Consider the following 16,484-nt stretch of genomic DNA (forward strand, 5'->3'; position numbering starts at 1 on the left):
GACGCAGTGAGATGAATTCGGGGGTGAAGCTGGCGCTCGTCGCCGCGGCAGGGACTCTGGCCGGGAGCGCGGGCGCGCAGCCCGCGCAGAAGGTGACCGGGCCGGTGGCCACCTATTGGGTGGGCGCCCAGACGCAGACGGGCTTCGGCATGCCGGGCGGCGGCGGCCGTCCCTCGCCGGCGCAGATGATGCAGATGATGCGCGGCGGCGCGGTCTCGAAGACGCTCAGCCTGCAGCTCGGCTCGGCCACCCGTCCGACCGGCGATCCTGCCGCCGAGCACCTGCCGCCGGCCGGACTGAGGGCCGGCCAGAGCCTGCCCCTCGTGACGCCACGGCAGGAGCCCCGGCAGCCGACGGAGGACACCCCGTCGCTTCCGCAGGACTTCGAGCGGCCAAAGGGCAGGATGCTGATCTTCTGGGGCTGCGGCGAGCGCGCCCGCCCCGGCCAGCCGGTGGTGATCGACTTCGCCAAGATGCAGCCCGGGAAGATGCCGCCGGGCTTCGAGGCGCTGGGCCGCGGCCTGAACCTCACCGCCATGCAGGGTCCCTCGCCGGGCCGCAGCGCCACCTACGGCGAATGGCCCAATGAGAAAACCCGCACCCAGGTGCCCGGCGACGGCTCGCTGGTCGGCGAGCACACCGTGCGCGGCAACTACAGCCCGCAGATCCGCTTCGCGCTCAGCCAGTCGCAGGACTTCCTGGGCCCGCTGACCCTGACCACCAACGCCAGGGCCGCGGCCGGCCATGGCCAGCTCGGCTGGAGCGCCGTGCCGAACGCCCAGGCCTATCTGGCCAGCGCCGTGGGGGGCGGCCAGGACACCGTGGTGTTGTGGACCTCTTCCGAGACCCAGGCCGCGACCTTCGCCCTGCCCGACTACATCGCCCCGGGCGACCTCACCCGGCTGGTGGCGTCGAAAGCGCTGATGGGCCCGCAGACCACGAGCTGCGCGGTGCCGAAGGAGGTGCTGGACGCCGCGCCGCAGGCCATGGTCCAGCTCGCCGCCTACGGGCCGGAGGCCAACTTCGTCTACCCGCCGCGTCCATCCGATCCGAAGGTTGCCTGGAACCGGGAATGGGCCGTGAAGGTGCGCTACCGCTCCGCCACGGGCGGATTGCTCGGCCAGCCGATGCCCGGCATGGGCGCGCAGGACGACGACAGGGCTCCTGGGCGGGCCGACGCGCCCCCGCCGCCCTCCAAGTCCGACCGCCGCCGCCAGATCATGAAGGGCCTCGGCGGGGCGCTGGGCGTGCCCGTGCCGATCCCCTGAGGCTGCGGCCGGCCGCCGACTTGCGCTTCGGGCGGCCGGGTCTCGGATCCGCGGCGTAGGACGGCCACGCGCCGCTCCCTACCTCGCCGGCGCGGTGCTGGATCCGTCGGCCTACGGAGCGCTCTCCGAGGGCGTGGAGACCGGCTTCTTCCCTGCCTATCGTGCCCTGCGACGCGACTTACGAAAAGCGTGACGGAGGGGGTTGCGCTTTCCGCCGGGCCTGACTAGGTTCCGCGCCCTCGCCGTAAGGCAGTGCGCGCCCGTAGCTCAGCTGGATAGAGCATCAGACTACGAATCTGAGGGTCGGACGTTCGAATCGTTCCGGGCGCGCCATCTTCTTCCAGAAGATCAGTGAGACGACGCCCTGCCGCGAAGTTCGCCGACGCGTTGGCGGTCAGCCGCCGGCGCGTTCGAAGGCAGTGGCCAGGCGGTTGCGACGGACGGCAGGCCAGAGGACGTTCCCCGCGAGGGCCAGGCCCATCAGGGTCATGACGAGACTTGGGCCCAGCGCCGCCGGCGCGACGCTCCGGAACACCGCCAGATGGGCCAGCGGCAGCAGCAGCAACGAGAGCGCGAACACCGCCTTCGCCGCGGCCGACCAGACCGGCTGCGGCGCCTGGGACACGGCCGCAAGCGCCCCCGCGCCGACGCCCGCCGTGGCGAGCAGGGCCCAGAAGACCGCCACCGGGCTCCAGCCCAGCAGCAGGTAGGCCGACGCCGCCAGCGGCAGCGCCGCGGGCATCCCCCACACGAACACCGTCCAGATCCGGTGCAGGCGCGGACGCGGCCGCCCCCTCTCCGCGGACTTCACGAGCCAGATGTCCATGCCCGTGGCGCAGATCACACACAGGCCGAGCCCCAGCACCGCGTAGGCGACCTTCACCCAGATCCCTCCGAAGGAGCCGAAGTGCAGCGGGTAGAGGCTGGCATAGGCCTGCTTGCCCGCGGGGCCGTCGTCGAGCCCTGCGCGCGCGTGCAGCCGTCCCTGCGCGTCGAACCGGAAGATCTCGCCGTAGGCGGTGCTCTGCGGCGGGATGGCCGTGATCTCCAGGTGCTCGTCCGGCTTCCCGGCCTTGTGCAGGACCACCCACATGGGCCGCGCCTCCGGCGCCTTCGCCTGCATCTCCGAGAGGGCGCGCAGCACGGCGCCGTCGGCCAGACGGGCCCCGCCCATAAGGGCGCGGGTCTCCGCCTCGGTTCCGAACACCGGCTCGAAGGCCTTGGTGACGTCGCCGCCGTGGACGGCCAAGGCGAGGGCGAAGCCGACCACCTGGGCCAGCCCGATCACTGCGCCGGTGAGCGCAATGGCGATGTGGAACGGCGCGGCCCAGACGCCCAGCCGGTTGTGGACATCGGTGAGCGCCAGGCGCCGCCCGGCGCTCGGCCGCAGCAGGAAGGCGTCCTTCAGGATCCGCGGGTGGGCCAGGAGGCCGCCGACGATCAGCGCCAGCAGGCCCACGCCCAGCAGCCCGACCAGCAGCAGGCCGACCCCGCCCGGAATGTGGAGCTGGTAGTGCAGCTCGACCAGGAAGTGGGTGATCGGATGGCCCGCGTCGCCGGCCGGCGCGCCCGCCGCGTCGTAGGCCTGCGCCACCTCGCCATACGAGGCGGTGAGCCGCGGGAGCTGCGGCGTCGGCAGGACTACGAACAGATCCTCGAACAGCGGGTTCTTTGGGGGGTCGGCCAGCATCCGCGCACGCCCGTCGGCCACGACGCGCGCGACGGCCTCGGGCGAGGCTTCGGACATCTCCGGCAGCGCCGGTTTTTCCCAGCGCTCCAGGTCCTGGTAGAAGACCGCCGCCGTGCCGCTGACGCAGACCAGGTACATCAGCGCGGCGAGCCACAGGCCGAGCACCTTGTGGCCGGCGAGCTGGTCCTTGACGAAGGCGGGGCTGAGCTTGGGCCAAACGGCGCGGGCGGCGGGCATGGGTCAGGCTCCGGAGAGGCGGGCCGCGGCGCCAGCGGCGGCGCAGGCCACGGTCGCGGCGAGCACGACGGCGTTCACGCGCCAGGGACGGCGCGACGCCGAGACGGCGACGAGCACGGCGGCGAGGGCGAGCGGGGCGGCGGTGGCCGCGCCCATCAGCTTGTCCGCGTCGCCGCCGGGGCCGAGCAGGCGCCAGGCGATGGCGGCGGCGACCGCCAGCGCCGGGCCGGCGACCAGCGCGCCGATCACGCGGGCGGCCGTACGCGAGCCGAAGCCGGCCGGCAGACCGGCGGCCTCGCGCGCCTCCAGCCGGGGCGGCCTCGGCGACAAGGCGCCTGTCCGGAAGACCGGCGCGAGCACCAGGGCGAGCGCCAGGCTGATGACGAGGAGGGCGGCCACCGAAACGCCCCACAATGGTCGGCTGGCCAGCGCCAGGACCGCGTGGGCGGCCGCAATCAGCGCCCACCCGGCGGCGACGGTGAAGCGCCCCGGTCCCGCGGCCACCGGCCCGCGCCGCCAGGCGGTCCGCAGCACCAGCAGACCGCCCAGGGCGCCCACGGCGGCGGCGAGGCCGCCCAGGGCGAGGGGCGTCATGCTCACCAGGCCCTCTTAAGGCCGACCTGCACCTGCCGCTCGGCGCCGTACCAGCACCAGGCGACCGAATAGCAGGTGGAGACATGGTCGTTGTCGAACAGGTTGGAGACGGTGAGATCCGCGCGCCACCCGTCGAGCGCCGCGTGGAACCGGTCGAGATCCGCCTGGATGGACAGATCGAACAGGGTGTAGGGGTCGACCTTGAAGGTGTTGGCTGCGTCGCCCCAGGTCTCGCCCACGTAGCGCACGCCGCCCGACAGGGTGAGGCCCGCCAGCCCCGCCTGGGCCGGCCGCCAGGTGAGCCAGAGCGATGCGGTGCGGTCGGCGGAGCCCACCGGGGTCTTTCCGAGCAGCCCATCGTTGTCCTTGGTGTACTCGAGGTCGAGCACGGTGAGCGCGAGCTGGGCCTCCAGCACCGGCAGGACGCGGGCATTGGCTTCCAGCTCGACGCCGCGCGAGGTGAGCTCGCCGCCCTGGATCGAGAAGCCAGGGTTGGCCGGGTCGGCGGTCAGCGCCTTGTCCCGCGTCAGGTCGAAGGCCGACACCGCCACGTAAATCCCGCGGGAGACGTCCTCGTACTTGAGGCCGACCTCGAACTGCTCCCCGCGCATGGGGTCGAACGGCTGGCCGGCCACGTCCGTGCCCGAGACCGGCTCGAACGAGGTCGACCACGAGGCGTAGGGGGCGAAGCCCGAGGCGAAGTGGTAGAGCACGCCGACGCGCCCGGTGGTGGCCTCCTGGTCGATCTCCGAGCGCTGGCCGCTCAGCCGCTCGAGCTGGTCCTTTTCGTACTGGTCGCGGCGGACGCCCCCGATGGCCACCAGCCCGCCCAGCTTCACTTGGTCCTGCAGGTAGAAGCCCTTCTGAGTCGCCTCGATGTCGAAGTCGTAGAAGGGCGTGGGCGCGGGGATGGCCTGGCCATAGACCGGGGCGAACAGGTCGATGGACGGCGCCGCGCCGTAGCCGATCCGGCCGTCGAGCCGGGTCCTCTGGTAGTCGAAGCCAAAGAGCGCCTCGTGCTTGAGCGAGCCGGTCTCGAACCGCAGGTGGCCCTGGGTGTCCACGGCGATGGCGTCGAGGTCCTCCTGCGAGAAGGCGGTGGCGCGGGCCAGCGTCCGGTTGTCCGGCAGCAGGGCGGTCCCGTAGAGCTGGCCGTAGTCGACGACGACGTGGTTGTAGCGGGCGTTCTGGCGCAGGGTGAAGGTCTCGCCGAACCGCTTCTCGAAGATGTAGCCGAGCGACCAGCTCTCGCGGTCGAACCGCTCGAAGTTGGGATCGCCGTCGTAGAAGTCGGTGGGGACCTTGCCGAGCGGGTTGGGCAGGGTCGAGCCGACCGCCGGCACGCCGCCGTAGCTTGCCGACTTCGGATCGCTCTGCCAGCGGCCGAGCAGGGTGAGCTGGGTGTCCGGGTCGAAATCGATGCGCAGCGAAGGCGCGATCAGCGTGCGCTCGAATTGCGTCAGCACGGCCTGGCCGTCGCCTTCCCGGTAGAGCGCCACCAGCCGGCCGGAAACTGGGCCGGCGATCGGTCCGCCCAGGTCGGCGTTGATCTCGCGCAGGTTGTTCGTGCCGAGCCGCGCCTCGAGCTCGCCCTGCGGCGCGAGCGGCGGCGTCTTGGAGCTGAAGTTGACGAAGCCGCCGGGCGGCGTGGCGCCATAGAGCACCGAGCCCGGGCCCTTCAGCACGTCGATGCGCTCGACGGTCGAGGCGTCCACCTGGTCGAAGGCGTACCAGCCGCCATAGGGCTGCTGCAGGCCGTCGAGGAAGTTGTTGATCTGATCGAACCCGCGCAGGACGAACTGGTCGTAGCGGGTGACCACCCCGCCCCGGGTCTCCGACGTCACGCCCGCGGTGTAGCGGAGCGCCTGGTTCAGCGTCTGGACGCCGCGTAGGTCGAGCATCTCGCGGGTCAGCACCGACACGCTCTGCGGCGTCTCGATGAGCGGCGCGTTGCTCTTCGTCGCCGAGACGGTGACCTTCTCGTCGCGATGGGCGGTCACGGTCACCTCGGTGACGGTGGGCGCCTCGTCGGCGATGTCGGCGAAAGCGGGGGCGGCGGCGGCTAGGGCCAGGGCGACGGCGGAGGTGCGGATCAGGTGGAGGCGGTGACGCAGCATGCCGCCCTGATAACGATACTCAGAATCATTCGCAACTAGCGACAGCCAAGCCTGTCGGTCCCGCGGAGTTCGCCGGGCCCCGCGATCTGGACGGAGCAAAAGCCCTGGAGGCGCGCGAGCCTAGTCGGCGAAGCGCGGCTTGCGCTTCTCCAGGATGGCGGCGACGCCTTCCATGTGGTCCTCGGTGAGATGGCTGATCGCCTGGGCCGCGGCGCTCATCTCCATGATGGTGTCGTAGCTGGCGGTCTGGCCCTGCTTGAGCAGGGTCTTGGCGAGCCGCAGGGCGTGCGGCGGCTGCTCGGCGATGCGATTCGCGAGGTCGAGCGCCGCGTCCATCAGCGATTCGCGCGGCACGACCTTGGAGACCAGGCCCCAGTCGCAGGCGGTCCGGGCATCGATGACGTCGCCGGTGAACAGGAGCTCGGCGGCGCGGCTCATGCCGATGGTCCGCGGCAGCAGCCAGGCGCCCCCGTCGCCGGGGATCAGGCCGAGCTTCAGGAAAGTCACCCCGAACTTCGCCTCCTCCGCGGCGATGCGGATGTCGGTCATGCAGGCGACGTCGCAGCCTAGGCCGATCGCGGGACCGTTCACCGCGGCGATCGAGGGGACCTCGAGGCCGTAGATGGCGCGGACGACGCGGTGGATGTTGCTGCGGTAGCCCTCGCGGATCTCCACGCCGGAGCCGGCGAAGGCGCCGGTGCGCGCCTGCATCGCCTTCACGTCACCGCCGGCGGAGAATGCGCGGCCGGCGCCGGTCAGCACCACGCAGCGGATCGAGGGATCGGCGTTGATCTCCGCACAGGCGGCGGCCACCTGGTCGCCGTCGCCGGGCGCGCCCAGCGCATTCATGGCGTCCGGCCGGTTGATCGTCAGCACGGCGATCTTGCCGCGGCGCTCGACAGTGAGCAGGTCCATCCCCTCGTCTCCTCTGCGGGTCGTTTTGCAGAGGTCAGATGCGACGGGCGGGGCGGCTCATCCAGCGAATTGTTGGCGCGGAGCCTTGGGCTCAGTCGCGGCCGAGCCGCTCCGAGAGCTGGCCCAGCACGCGCAGGCAGGCGTCGAGGTCGGCCGGGTTCATGTCGGCGAACAGCTCTTCCTGCAGGTCGGCGACGATGCCCTGGGCCTGCTCGAGCACCGGGGCGGCGCCCGGCTTGATCCGCACGACCTTGGCGCGACGGTCGCCGTGGTGGGCGCGGCGCTCGACCCAGTTCTGGGCTTCCAGGGCGTCGATCAGGCGAACCACGGTGGGCTCCTCGACCCCGAGGCGCTGGGAGAGTTCCCGCTGGACGACGCCATCGTGGGCGCCGGCGATCTCGGCCAGCGCCGCGCAGCGGGCGTCGGTCTGGCCGATGGACTTGAGCCGCTCGTTCAGCCGCGCTCGCCAACGCCGGCCGGCCAGCAGCAGACCCTGGGCGAGGGCGGCGCGGACGTCGGTGTCAGAGGAGACACGGTGGCTTTGGGACATCTATCGGCTCCGAAATACAGCCAGACAATCCGTAATCTGAATAATGCTTGGCATCGCCAAGCTAAACTGCGTCGCCTATGCTGCAATGCGACAATGTGTCCAAATAGTGTTCACTGCTGACGACCGAGGACTCAAACCTACCGCCGACATTAACTCAGGGCGGGATTTCGTTAGAGAATCCAGTGGCAACGCGCATTGATTAGCGCGATAACGTCTCATTACCCACTTTGGGGCCGAACGTCTTTACTGCCTCTCGGGTAATCATTTTTCAAGACACCCCCGCCAGAAGTGCAAGTAGGCGAATTCTCGAAGTTTATCGCCTACCAGGGGCTGCATCGGATGTTTGTCGACAACTTGAGGAATCCGCGCGGGCCGGTCGTCGCAAGAATGCGGGCCGCGGCCGTCACCGCCCTCGGCGGCGCGCTGTTCTGCAGCCCGACGTCCGGCGACGCGCAGCCCGCCGCCGATACGGCTCCCGACATGGACAAGGAAGAATTCTAAGCCATGGGCACTCCCGAAGACGCCGAACCCGCCAGCCTAGACCTGGCCCCCGTCCTCGACCTTAAGGCGGCGACCCCGCTGGCCCAGGCGCTGATCGCGCTCCGCGGCCGCGACGTCACCGTCAACGCCTCCGCGGTGGAGCGGATGGGCGCCCAGTGCTTCCAGGTGCTGCTGTCGGCCCGGAACACCTGGGCGGAGGACGGCGCGAAGTTCGCCGTCACGGAGCCCTCGGACTCCTTCGTCGAAATCCTCGCGCTGCTCGGCGCGCCCTACCCGACCTACTTCCAACCCGCGGAGCTTGCGGCATGAGCCTGACCATCCTTACGGTCGACGATTCTCGCACCATGCGCGACATGCTGCGCATGGCGCTGGTGCAGGCGGGCTACACCGTCCTGCAGGCCGAGGACGGCCAGCATGGCCTCGAAGTCCTGGACGACGCCCAGCCGGACGTCATCGTCACCGACATCAACATGCCCCGGCTCGACGGCTACGGCTTCATCGAGGGCGTCCGCGCCGACCAGCGGCACCGCACCGTGCCCATCCTGGTGCTCACCACCGAGAGCGATCCCGAGAAGAAGCAGCGGGCGCGCGACGCCGGCGCGACCGGCTGGATCGTGAAGCCCTTCAACCCGGAAAAGCTGGTGGACGCGATCCGCCGCGTCGCCGCCTAAGAGGAGTCGGTCGCTTGGACCCGATGGCGGAAATCAAGGCCACCTTCTTCCAGGAGTGCGAGGAGCAGCTCGCCGAACTGGAGTCCGGCCTGCTGGCGATGGAAGGCGGCGACGACGGTTCCGAGACCGTCAACGCGGTGTTCCGGGCGGTGCACTCGGTGAAGGGCGGCGCGGGCGCGTTCGGCCTCGACGATCTCGTGCGCTTCGCCCACGTCTTCGAGACCACGCTCGACCAGGTGCGCAGCGAAAAGCTCGCACCCACCCCCGACCTGCTGAAGGTCATGCTCCGCGCGGCCGACGTGCTGGCCGACCTGGTCCGGGCCGGCCGCGACGGCGGAACCGTCGACCAGGCGCGCTGCGACGAGCTCGCGGCCGAGCTCAACGCGTTCGCGGGCGGCGAGGCCGATGCGGGCGGCGCCGACGACGACGGCATGGGCGACCTGGACTTCCAGCCCCTGGCCGTCCCGATCCCCGGCGCGCCCGAGCCGGCCGCCGCCGGCGGCGGCTGGACCGTCCACTTCAAGCCTCGCGCCGACCTCTACGCCAAGGCCAACGAGACCGTCCTGCTGCTGCGCGAGCTGTCGCGCATCGGCGAGGTCGAGGTCGAACTGGACGCCTCCGCCCTTCCGCTGCTGCCGCACCTCGATCCGGAAGGTTCCTACCTGTCCTGGACCGTGCGGGTGACGGGCGACGCCACCGAAGGCGCCGTCCGCGAAGTGTTCGAGTGGGTCGACGGCGACTGCGAACTGGACGTGAGGCCTGCCGGCGCCGAGACGGCGGCGGAAGCCGACCCCACGCCGGCCGCGGCTGCCGGGGACCCCGATCTCGACATCGCCTCGCTCATCGCCAAGGCCCAGGAGGCCTCTGTCGGGGACCCTAGCCCGGCGCCTGAGCCCACGACTGCGGCCGCTCCGAGCGCGCCCGCCCCGGCGGCCTCCCCCGCCAAGGCGGCGACCAACGCGCCGGCGGCTGCGGCTCAGGCGGCGCCCACCATCCGCGTCGACCTCGACCGCGTGGACCGCCTCATCGACCTCGTCGGCGAGCTGGTCATCAACCAGGCCATGCTGTCCCAGCGGGTGACCGAGGCCGGCCTCGCCCGCGCCTCGAGCGTCGCCATGGGCCTCGACGAGCTGGAGCAGCTCACGCGCGAGATCCAGGACAGCGTGATGGCCATCCGCGCCCAGCCGGTGAAGTCCGTGTTCCAACGGATGCCGCGCCTGGCTCGCGAAGTGGCCAGCGCCACGGGCAAGCAGGTGCGCCTGATCACCGAGGGCGAAGGCACCGAGGTCGACAAGACCGTCATCGAACGTCTCGCCGATCCGCTGACGCACATGATCCGCAACGCCATCGACCACGGGCTGGAGAAGCCCGAGAAGCGTAAGGAGGTCGGCAAGGATCCCGAGGGCCTCGTGCGCCTGTCGGCCCTGCACCGGTCCGGCCGGATCGTCATCGAGGTGGCGGACGACGGCGCGGGCATCAACCGCGAGCGCGTCAAGCAGATCGCCATCGACAAGGGCCTGATCGCGGCCGAGGCGCAGCTCACCGACGAGGAGATCGACAACCTGATCTTCATGCCGGGCTTCTCGACGGCCAGCGAGGTGTCCGACATCTCCGGCCGCGGCGTTGGCATGGACGTGGTCAAGCGCTCCATCCAGGAGCTCGGCGGCCGTATCTCCATCGCCTCGCGCCCCGGCCAGGGCTCCACCTTCACCATGAGCCTGCCGCTGACCCTGGCGGTGCTGGACGGCATGGTGGTGGGCTCCGGCGAGCAGACCCTGGTCGCCCCGCTGACCGCCATCGTCGAGACCCTGCAGCCGAAGTCCTCCGAGGTGCACGCCCTGGGCGGCGGCGCCCGGGTGATCTCCATCCGCGGCGCCTACGTGCCGCTGGTCGACGTCGGCCTTTCCCTCGGCTACCGCACCGAGCCCCTGGACCCGGAGCAGGGCGTCGCCCTGCTCATCGAGGGCGAGGGCGGCGCGCGCGCCGTTCTGCTGGTGGACGCCATCCAGGGCCAGCGCCAGGTGGTCATCAAGAGCCTGGAAGCCAACTACCGCCGCGTGCCCGGCATCGCCGCGGCGACCATCCTGGGCGACGGCCGCGTCGCCCTGATCCTCGACATCGACGCCCTGGTCGCCGCCTCGCGCGTGGCCGAGGCGCCGCGCCTCATGCAAGCAGTTGGATGAACCCGATGAGCGAGTCTCCCACCGCCGCCGGCCTGGGCCGTGAGCTGATCTCCTTCCGGATCGGCGCCCAGGAGTTCTGCGTGGACATCATGTCGGTGCGCGAGATCCGGGGCTGGACCCCGGCCACCGCGCTCCCCCAGGCGCCGCCCTTCGTGCGCGGGGTCATCAACCTGCGCGGCGCGGTGCTGCCGATCGTCGACCTGGGCGCCCGCCTGGGCCTGGGGGCCGCCGAGCCGACCGCGCGCCACGTGATCATCGTCGCCCAGGTGGAGAAGCAGATCGTCGGCCTGCTGGTGGACGCGGTCTCCGACATCCTCACCGTCAGCGACGACCAGATCCAGCCGACGCCGGACGTCGCCTCGGAGATGGTCCGCAACTTCGTCCGCGGCCTGCTCGCCATCGATGGCCGCATGGTGTCGTTCATCTCGCTCGACCGGGTGCTGCCGGAAAGCGAACTCGAAGCGGCGGCATGAGCCAGGCCAACACACAGATGAGTCTCCGCGAAGGCCGCCAAGAACAGATCGTCGACGGCGAGTTCACCTTCACCGCCGACGACTTCCGGCTGATCGCCCAGACGCTGCACGCCGCGGCGGGCATCGCCCTGCCCCAGTCCAAGGCCACGCTGGTCTATTCGCGACTGGCCAAGCGGCTGCGCACGCTGGGGCTGGAGAGCTTCCGCGACTACTGCGAGCTGGTCTCGGGCAAGGACGGCCTGGACGAGCGCCAGCAGATGATCGTGGCGCTGACCACCAACGTCACGCGCTTCTTCCGGGAGCCGCACCACTTCGAGCACCTGAAGACGCAGGTGCTTCCGGGCCTGCTGCCGCAGGTGCGCCGCGGCGGGTCGCTGCGGATCTGGTCGGCGGGGTCGTCGAACGGCCAGGAGGCCTATTCGATCGCCCTGACCATCCTGTCGCTGATGCCTGACGCGCCGGACCACGACGTCCGCATTCTGGCGAGCGACATCGACACCAAGATGCTGGCCGAGGGCCGCGCGGGCCTCTACGGCGCCTCGGCCATGGCCCCGGTGCCGGGCGAGATGCGCGCCCGCTGGTTCGAGCGCGAGGGCGACCAGTGGCGGGCCTCGGAGCCGCTGCGCCGGCTGGTGGTGTTCAACGAGCTGAACCTGATCGGCGACTGGCCGATGAAACGCCAGTTCCAGGCGGTCTTCTGCCGCAACGTGCTGATCTACTTCGAGGAATCCACGCAGGAAAAGATCTTCAGCCGGTTCGTGCCGCTGATGGCGCCGAACGCGGCGCTCTACATCGGACACTCCGAGCGGGTCTGCGGCCCCGACGCACACCGGTTCGTCACCGACGGGGTCACCACCTACCGGTTCAGCGGAGGCGCCCGATGATCCGGGTCCTCATCGTCGACGACAGCGCCACCATGCGCAGCCTGATCGCGGCCACCCTGCGCCGCGATCCCGAGATCGAGGTGGTCGGCCAGGCCGGCGACCCGCTCGAGGCGCGCGAGGCGATCAAGGCGCTGAACCCCGACGTCATCACCCTCGACGTCGAGATGCCGAACATGAACGGCCTCGACTTCCTCGAGAAGATCATGCGCCTGCGGCCGATGCCGGTGGTGATGGTCTCCACCCTCACCGTCCGCGGCGCCGAGGCGACACTCGAGGCCCTGTCTCTTGGCGCCATCGACTGCGTGGCCAAGCCGTCCACGGGCGGCGCCGACTCGTTCGACGACCTCGCGGCCAAGGTGAAGGCGGCGGCCCGGGCGCGCGTGCGCCCCACGCCGACCCCCGCGGCCACCGCCAAGCCGCCCGAGCGGCTGGAGCACGCGCCCGACGGGCGGGTGATCGCCATCGGCTCGTCCACGGGCGGCGTCGAGGCGCTGATCACCATCCTGACCCGCTTCCCGGCGAACTGCCCGCCGACGGTGATCACCCAGCACATGCCGGGCACCTTCACCAAGAGCTTCGCCGAACGCCTGGACCGGCTCTGCGCGCCGCAATGCGAGGAGGCCCGCGACGGCGCCCCGCTGGAGAGCGGCCGCATCTACCTGGCGCCCGGCGGCGACCACCACCTGGAGGTCACCGAAGGCAACCGTTGCCGGGTGCAGCCCGGAGAGCGCGTGAACGGCCACCGTCCGTCGGTGGACGTGCTCTTCAACTCCATGGCCCGCGTCTACGGACGCAAGGGTGTCGGGGTGATCCTTACCGGCATGGGCCGCGACGGCGCCCAGGGCCTGCTCGCCATGCGCCAGGCCGGCGCCCGCACGCTCGGCCAGGACGAGGCCACCTCGGTGGTCTACGGCATGCCCAAGGCCGCCTTCGACATCGGTGCCGTCGAGCGCCAGGCGCCGCTCGACCGTCTCGCCGCCGAGATGCTGAAAGCGCCCGCGACCTCCGCAAGCGAGAGAACCTGATGCCCGCCGCGTCCTCCATCAAGGTCGTCATCGTCGATGATCAGCAAACCATGCGCTCCCTGGTCCGCAACGGCCTGGAGCAGCTCGGCTTCCGCCACTTCGCCGAGGCCGGCGACGGCGAGGCGGGCCTGCGCGCGGTGCTCACCGAGTCCCCGAACCTGGTGATCTCCGACTTCAACATGCCCAAGCTCGACGGCCTTGGCCTGCTGCGCGCTATCCGCAGCCACGAGCCGATCCGCAGCACCGCCTTCATCATGCTCACCGGCCGGGCCGACAAGGAGCTGGTGCAGCGCGCCGTGCAGTTCGGGGTCAACAACTACCTGGTGAAGCCCTTCACCGTCGCGACGCTGAAGGGGAAGATCGAGGCGGTCTTCGGTCCCCTGACATGAGCGCAGTGGGCGGAGCCCGATACGCCGACCTGGCGAAGCGGCCAATCCACGTCGTCCAGGGCGAGCACGTGGTGACGGACGATCCCGACGCCGTGCTGACGACCATACTCGGCAGTTGCGTCTCGGCCTGCATGCGCGACCCCGTGGCGGGGATCGGCGGGATGAACCACTTCCTGCTCCCCGGCGGCCCGAAGGCCGAGGAGGGCGACCCGGAGTCCGTCCGCTACGGCGTCCACGCCATGGAGCTCCTGGTCAACGCCCTGCTCGCCCGCGGCGCGCGGCGCGACCGCCTCGAGGTCAAGCTGTTCGGCGGCGGCCGACTGGTGAAGGGTCTGACCGACGTCGGCGCCTCCAACGCCAAGTTCGCCGAGGAGTTCGTGGCGCGCGAGAAGCTGAAGCTCGTCGGCGGCTCGCTGCGCGGCGATTCCGGCCGCCGCATCCAGTATTGGCCGGTCAGCGGCCGCGCCCGGCAGGTGCTGCTCGGCGACCGTGCGGCCTTCGAGGCCGAAACCGTCGCCCCGCCCGCGCCGGCGCCCCAGACCGGGGCCTTGGAGCTGTTCTGATGCCCGACACCACCCAGCCGCTCGAGGCGGTGCTCACCGCCTGCGCCGCCGAGCTCGAGGAGCTTTCCGGCCGCTGCGAGGCCCTGCAGGCGGCGCTGTCGCGCGCCCTGTCGCAGGGCGCGGCCGACGCGCAGGCGCTCGACCTGATCACCCAACGCACGGCTGGACTGGCCGACTTCCTGGAGAACGTCGCCGGCGCGCTGCCCGCGGACTGGCGCGTCGACGCCGACGCGGCGGCCCGCAAGCTCACCCTTGGCGACCTCGCCGCCGCCCTGACCGGCCGCGCGCGCACCGCCGCGGACCCGGGCGAGCTGGACTTCTTCGGGACCTGAACCGTGGCCGAGCCGCGCCTCAACCTCGGCAAGGCCACGGTGCTGCTCCTGCAGGCGAGCGGCACCGAGCTCGATATCCTGGGCCAGATGTTCATCGGCTTCGGCGTGAAGGGCATCCGCAAGTGCACCACCGTCGAGGACGCCGAGAGCGTGGTGGCGAGCGCCGCCTTCGACCTGCTGGTGGTCGACTGCGACCTGCCCGACGGCGGCGGCTACGACTTCGTCACCCGGCTGCGGCGCCTGGAGGACAATCCCAACCGCCTGGCGCCGATCATGCTGATCTGCGGGCACACCGCGCCCAGCAACGTCGTCCGGGGCCGCGACTGCGGCGGCAACTTCGTGGTGGCCAAGCCGCTCACCCCGCCCGTGATGTACGACCGGCTGATGTGGCTCGCGAAGGAGCAGCGCCAGTTCGTCGAGGCGGAGGGCTACGTCGGCCCGGACCGCCGCCACAAAGCCTTCGGCCCGCCGGCCGGGGAGAAGGGTCGCCGGCACGACGACCTGGGCACGGAGGTGGGCCTGCCCATCGGGCCCGATCTCGGCCAGGACGAGATCGACATGTTGATGAATCCCAGGAGAGCCGTGGCGTGAAACCGGCCAACATTTTCAAGTACGAGAACCGGCTGGCGAAGACCGTGGTCAAGAAGGGCGGCCTGTCTGCGGAGCAGGCGATTGCCGCCGCCGAGGAGCGCGTGGAAGAGGTCCGCCAGCCGACGCTGGACGACATCGACCGCGCCATGGCCGAGATCCTCGCCCTTGGCGAGGGGCTGCGCGAGCCCGAGCCCCGCGCCCTGCAGCGGATGTACGTGGAAGCCAACCGGATCGTCGCCGTGGCCGGCGTGTTCGGCCTGGGCCAGCTTGGCGAGGCCGCCTATAGCCTTTGCGAGCTGATCAGCCGCTTCCAGGCGGGCGGCCGATACAGCCGGCCGATGATCGAGGTGCATCTGGACGGCCTCAAGCTCCTGCGCCAGCCCGAATCCCACGCGGAAGCGCACCGCGCCCAGGTGCTCACCGGCCTGCGCCAGGTCGCGGCGAGCGTGGCCTGAGGTTCCCGACCGGACAGTTGCTTTCGCGCGCGAGGTGAGGGCTGCTAAAGGCTGGCATCCCGGGCGAGATGACGGAAGCGAGCTTGCAAGTTTCAGGCTATCAGACTCGTCGCGGCGGCCTCCGGCGTGGGGACGTCCACGAACTGGATCTTCGACTGGACGCCGAAGCTGGCCGCGATACGCCTGCGGCTTATCTCAAGCCTGGGGTACTTTCTGCGGGCGGCGTCGCGGTGGCTGGCCACGAGGGTTACCTGTTCATTGCCGATGGCTCTAATCGCTGGGAGACACAGTTCTCGCATGAAAGGCCGGCACCAGAGGCTTGGATCTCGTCGTGGCGATCGCTCCTGGCGCAGCGCCAGATAAACGCGGCAAGGCAGGAGACGCGGCTCTGGAATCTCATCATTCCGGAGAAACAGGTCATCTACCCGGAGAAGCGTTGGCCCACCGGTGGCCCGGACGGGGCCTCGCGGCCAGTACGGCAGTTGCTTGCCACCATCACCCCAGAGGACCGCCTCATTTATCCAGAACAGGAGTTGCTCGACTGCAAATCTCTTGCGCCGGTCTTCTCGCGGCGCAATTCCCACTGGACCGCCTCGGGCGCGATAGCCGCTCTGGAGGCGGTCCTCAGGCGTGCCTTGCCGGGCATGGCACTGGATGACCTAGCCTTCTCAGTGGAGCGGGTAATCACGTCGCACGATCTGCCGGTGCACTTCTTCGACCCAGCGCCGCTCGAGCCCGCGCTCACGCTGGTTCCCGCCGGCGTGATGACCGAGGATAATCGCCTGTACGAACTCACACGACGGCATGTCGGGAGCCGCTACGTACTGGAGAATGCGCGTGCCCCTCACCCAGGTCATGCGCTCATCTTTGGGGACAGCTTCGCCTTCGATGCGGGATTCTCACCCGCGCTCTCATCCGTGTTCCAGAAGGTCACCTTCACGTGGTCAAAGGATGTCCAGTGGGACACTGTCGCTGCGCAGCGTCCGGCGCTGGTGCTTTGGGAGAGCGCCGAGCGGTTCATCCTGACGCACCCGTCCGCCTGAGGC

At 70.6% G+C, this 16,484-nt stretch carries 19 protein-coding genes and 1 tRNA gene; 15 read left to right on the forward strand and 5 right to left on the reverse strand.

What is annotated here, in order from left to right; translation table 11 throughout:
• Nucleotides 1-11: 11 nt before the first annotated feature.
• Nucleotides 12-1,268, forward strand: coding sequence for a hypothetical protein (locus tag ACE3Q8_RS08640; RefSeq protein ID WP_374469862.1), 1,257 nt, complete (start codon nucleotides 12-14; stop codon nucleotides 1,266-1,268).
• A gap of 256 nt (nucleotides 1,269-1,524) precedes the next feature.
• Nucleotides 1,525-1,601, forward strand: a tRNA-Arg gene (locus ACE3Q8_RS08645).
• Nucleotides 1,602-1,662: 61 nt separating this feature from the next.
• Here the strand turns inward: ACE3Q8_RS08645 and ACE3Q8_RS08650 are convergent.
• The 5 genes from ACE3Q8_RS08650 to ACE3Q8_RS08670 form a co-directional block, all read right to left on the reverse strand.
• Nucleotides 1,663-3,195, reverse strand: a complete 1,533-nt coding sequence (locus ACE3Q8_RS08650) for a PepSY-associated TM helix domain-containing protein (protein WP_374469863.1) — start codon at nucleotides 3,193-3,195, stop codon at nucleotides 1,663-1,665.
• A 3-nt stretch (nucleotides 3,196-3,198) separates the two neighbouring features.
• Nucleotides 3,199-3,795 (reverse strand): hypothetical protein, encoded by a 597-nt coding sequence (locus ACE3Q8_RS08655; protein WP_374469864.1) that lies wholly within the window; start codon nucleotides 3,793-3,795, stop codon nucleotides 3,199-3,201.
• On the reverse strand, nucleotides 3,792-5,906 hold the full coding sequence (locus ACE3Q8_RS08660) for a TonB-dependent siderophore receptor (RefSeq protein ID WP_374469865.1): 2,115 nt from the start codon (nucleotides 5,904-5,906) through the stop codon (nucleotides 3,792-3,794). Before ACE3Q8_RS08660 ends, ACE3Q8_RS08655 begins: the two co-directional genes overlap by 4 nt.
• Before the next feature lie 120 nt (nucleotides 5,907-6,026).
• Nucleotides 6,027-6,821, reverse strand: coding sequence for a crotonase/enoyl-CoA hydratase family protein (locus ACE3Q8_RS08665; protein WP_374469866.1), 795 nt, complete (start codon nucleotides 6,819-6,821; stop codon nucleotides 6,027-6,029).
• A gap of 91 nt (nucleotides 6,822-6,912) precedes the next feature.
• Complete coding sequence (locus ACE3Q8_RS08670; RefSeq protein ID WP_374469867.1) at nucleotides 6,913-7,371, reverse strand: MarR family winged helix-turn-helix transcriptional regulator; 459 nt, start codon at nucleotides 7,369-7,371, stop codon at nucleotides 6,913-6,915.
• Nucleotides 7,372-7,710: 339 nt separating this feature from the next.
• On the opposite strand from ACE3Q8_RS08670, the gene ACE3Q8_RS08675 reads away from it, so the two are divergent.
• From ACE3Q8_RS08675 to ACE3Q8_RS08735, 13 genes are all read left to right on the forward strand, one after another.
• Nucleotides 7,711-7,872 carry a hypothetical protein gene (locus ACE3Q8_RS08675; protein WP_374469868.1) on the forward strand — a complete coding sequence of 54 codons (162 nt, stop codon included), beginning with the start codon at nucleotides 7,711-7,713 and terminating at the stop codon, nucleotides 7,870-7,872.
• A 3-nt stretch (nucleotides 7,873-7,875) separates the two neighbouring features.
• Nucleotides 7,876-8,181, forward strand: coding sequence for an STAS domain-containing protein (locus ACE3Q8_RS08680; protein WP_374469869.1), 306 nt, complete (start codon nucleotides 7,876-7,878; stop codon nucleotides 8,179-8,181).
• Nucleotides 8,178-8,543: a response regulator gene (locus ACE3Q8_RS08685; protein WP_374469870.1), complete on the forward strand. Its 366-nt coding sequence runs from the start codon at nucleotides 8,178-8,180 to the stop codon at nucleotides 8,541-8,543. The genes ACE3Q8_RS08680 and ACE3Q8_RS08685 overlap by 4 nt, the downstream gene beginning before the upstream one ends.
• Nucleotides 8,544-8,557: 14 nt before the next feature.
• Nucleotides 8,558-10,726 carry a chemotaxis protein CheA gene (locus ACE3Q8_RS08690; RefSeq protein ID WP_374469871.1) on the forward strand — a complete coding sequence of 723 codons (2,169 nt, stop codon included), beginning with the start codon at nucleotides 8,558-8,560 and terminating at the stop codon, nucleotides 10,724-10,726.
• Between the two features lie 5 nt (nucleotides 10,727-10,731).
• Nucleotides 10,732-11,199, forward strand: coding sequence for a chemotaxis protein CheW (locus tag ACE3Q8_RS08695; RefSeq protein WP_374469872.1), 468 nt, complete (start codon nucleotides 10,732-10,734; stop codon nucleotides 11,197-11,199).
• Entirely contained in the window at nucleotides 11,196-12,083 is an 888-nt protein-coding gene (locus tag ACE3Q8_RS08700) for a protein-glutamate O-methyltransferase CheR (protein WP_374469873.1), read from the forward strand. The genes ACE3Q8_RS08695 and ACE3Q8_RS08700 overlap by 4 nt, the downstream gene beginning before the upstream one ends.
• Nucleotides 12,080-13,108, forward strand: a complete 1,029-nt coding sequence (locus ACE3Q8_RS08705) for a chemotaxis response regulator protein-glutamate methylesterase (RefSeq protein ID WP_374469874.1) — start codon at nucleotides 12,080-12,082, stop codon at nucleotides 13,106-13,108. Before ACE3Q8_RS08700 ends, ACE3Q8_RS08705 begins: the two co-directional genes overlap by 4 nt.
• A complete protein-coding gene (locus tag ACE3Q8_RS08710) occupies nucleotides 13,108-13,497 on the forward strand; it encodes a response regulator (RefSeq protein WP_374469875.1) in 390 nt (129 codons plus the stop codon). The genes ACE3Q8_RS08705 and ACE3Q8_RS08710 overlap by 1 nt, the downstream gene beginning before the upstream one ends.
• The gene (locus ACE3Q8_RS08715) at nucleotides 13,494-14,060 is read left to right on the forward strand and encodes a chemotaxis protein CheD (RefSeq protein ID WP_374469876.1); all 567 of its coding nucleotides are present in this window, start codon (nucleotides 13,494-13,496) and stop codon (nucleotides 14,058-14,060) included. Before ACE3Q8_RS08710 ends, ACE3Q8_RS08715 begins: the two co-directional genes overlap by 4 nt.
• Nucleotides 14,060-14,392 carry a hypothetical protein gene (locus tag ACE3Q8_RS08720; RefSeq protein ID WP_374469877.1) on the forward strand — a complete coding sequence of 111 codons (333 nt, stop codon included), beginning with the start codon at nucleotides 14,060-14,062 and terminating at the stop codon, nucleotides 14,390-14,392. Before ACE3Q8_RS08715 ends, ACE3Q8_RS08720 begins: the two co-directional genes overlap by 1 nt.
• A gap of 3 nt (nucleotides 14,393-14,395) precedes the next feature.
• The gene (locus ACE3Q8_RS08725) at nucleotides 14,396-14,983 is read left to right on the forward strand and encodes a response regulator (protein ID WP_374469878.1); all 588 of its coding nucleotides are present in this window, start codon (nucleotides 14,396-14,398) and stop codon (nucleotides 14,981-14,983) included.
• Nucleotides 14,980-15,438, forward strand: coding sequence for a hypothetical protein (locus ACE3Q8_RS08730; protein ID WP_374469879.1), 459 nt, complete (start codon nucleotides 14,980-14,982; stop codon nucleotides 15,436-15,438). The genes ACE3Q8_RS08725 and ACE3Q8_RS08730 overlap by 4 nt, the downstream gene beginning before the upstream one ends.
• A gap of 68 nt (nucleotides 15,439-15,506) precedes the next feature.
• The gene (locus ACE3Q8_RS08735) at nucleotides 15,507-16,481 is read left to right on the forward strand and encodes a hypothetical protein (protein ID WP_374469880.1); all 975 of its coding nucleotides are present in this window, start codon (nucleotides 15,507-15,509) and stop codon (nucleotides 16,479-16,481) included.
• Nucleotides 16,482-16,484 lie beyond the last annotated feature (3 nt).

The sequence above is a fragment of the Phenylobacterium sp. genome, from assembly GCF_041913825.1.
Classification (GTDB): Bacteria; Pseudomonadota; Alphaproteobacteria; order Caulobacterales; family Caulobacteraceae; genus Phenylobacterium.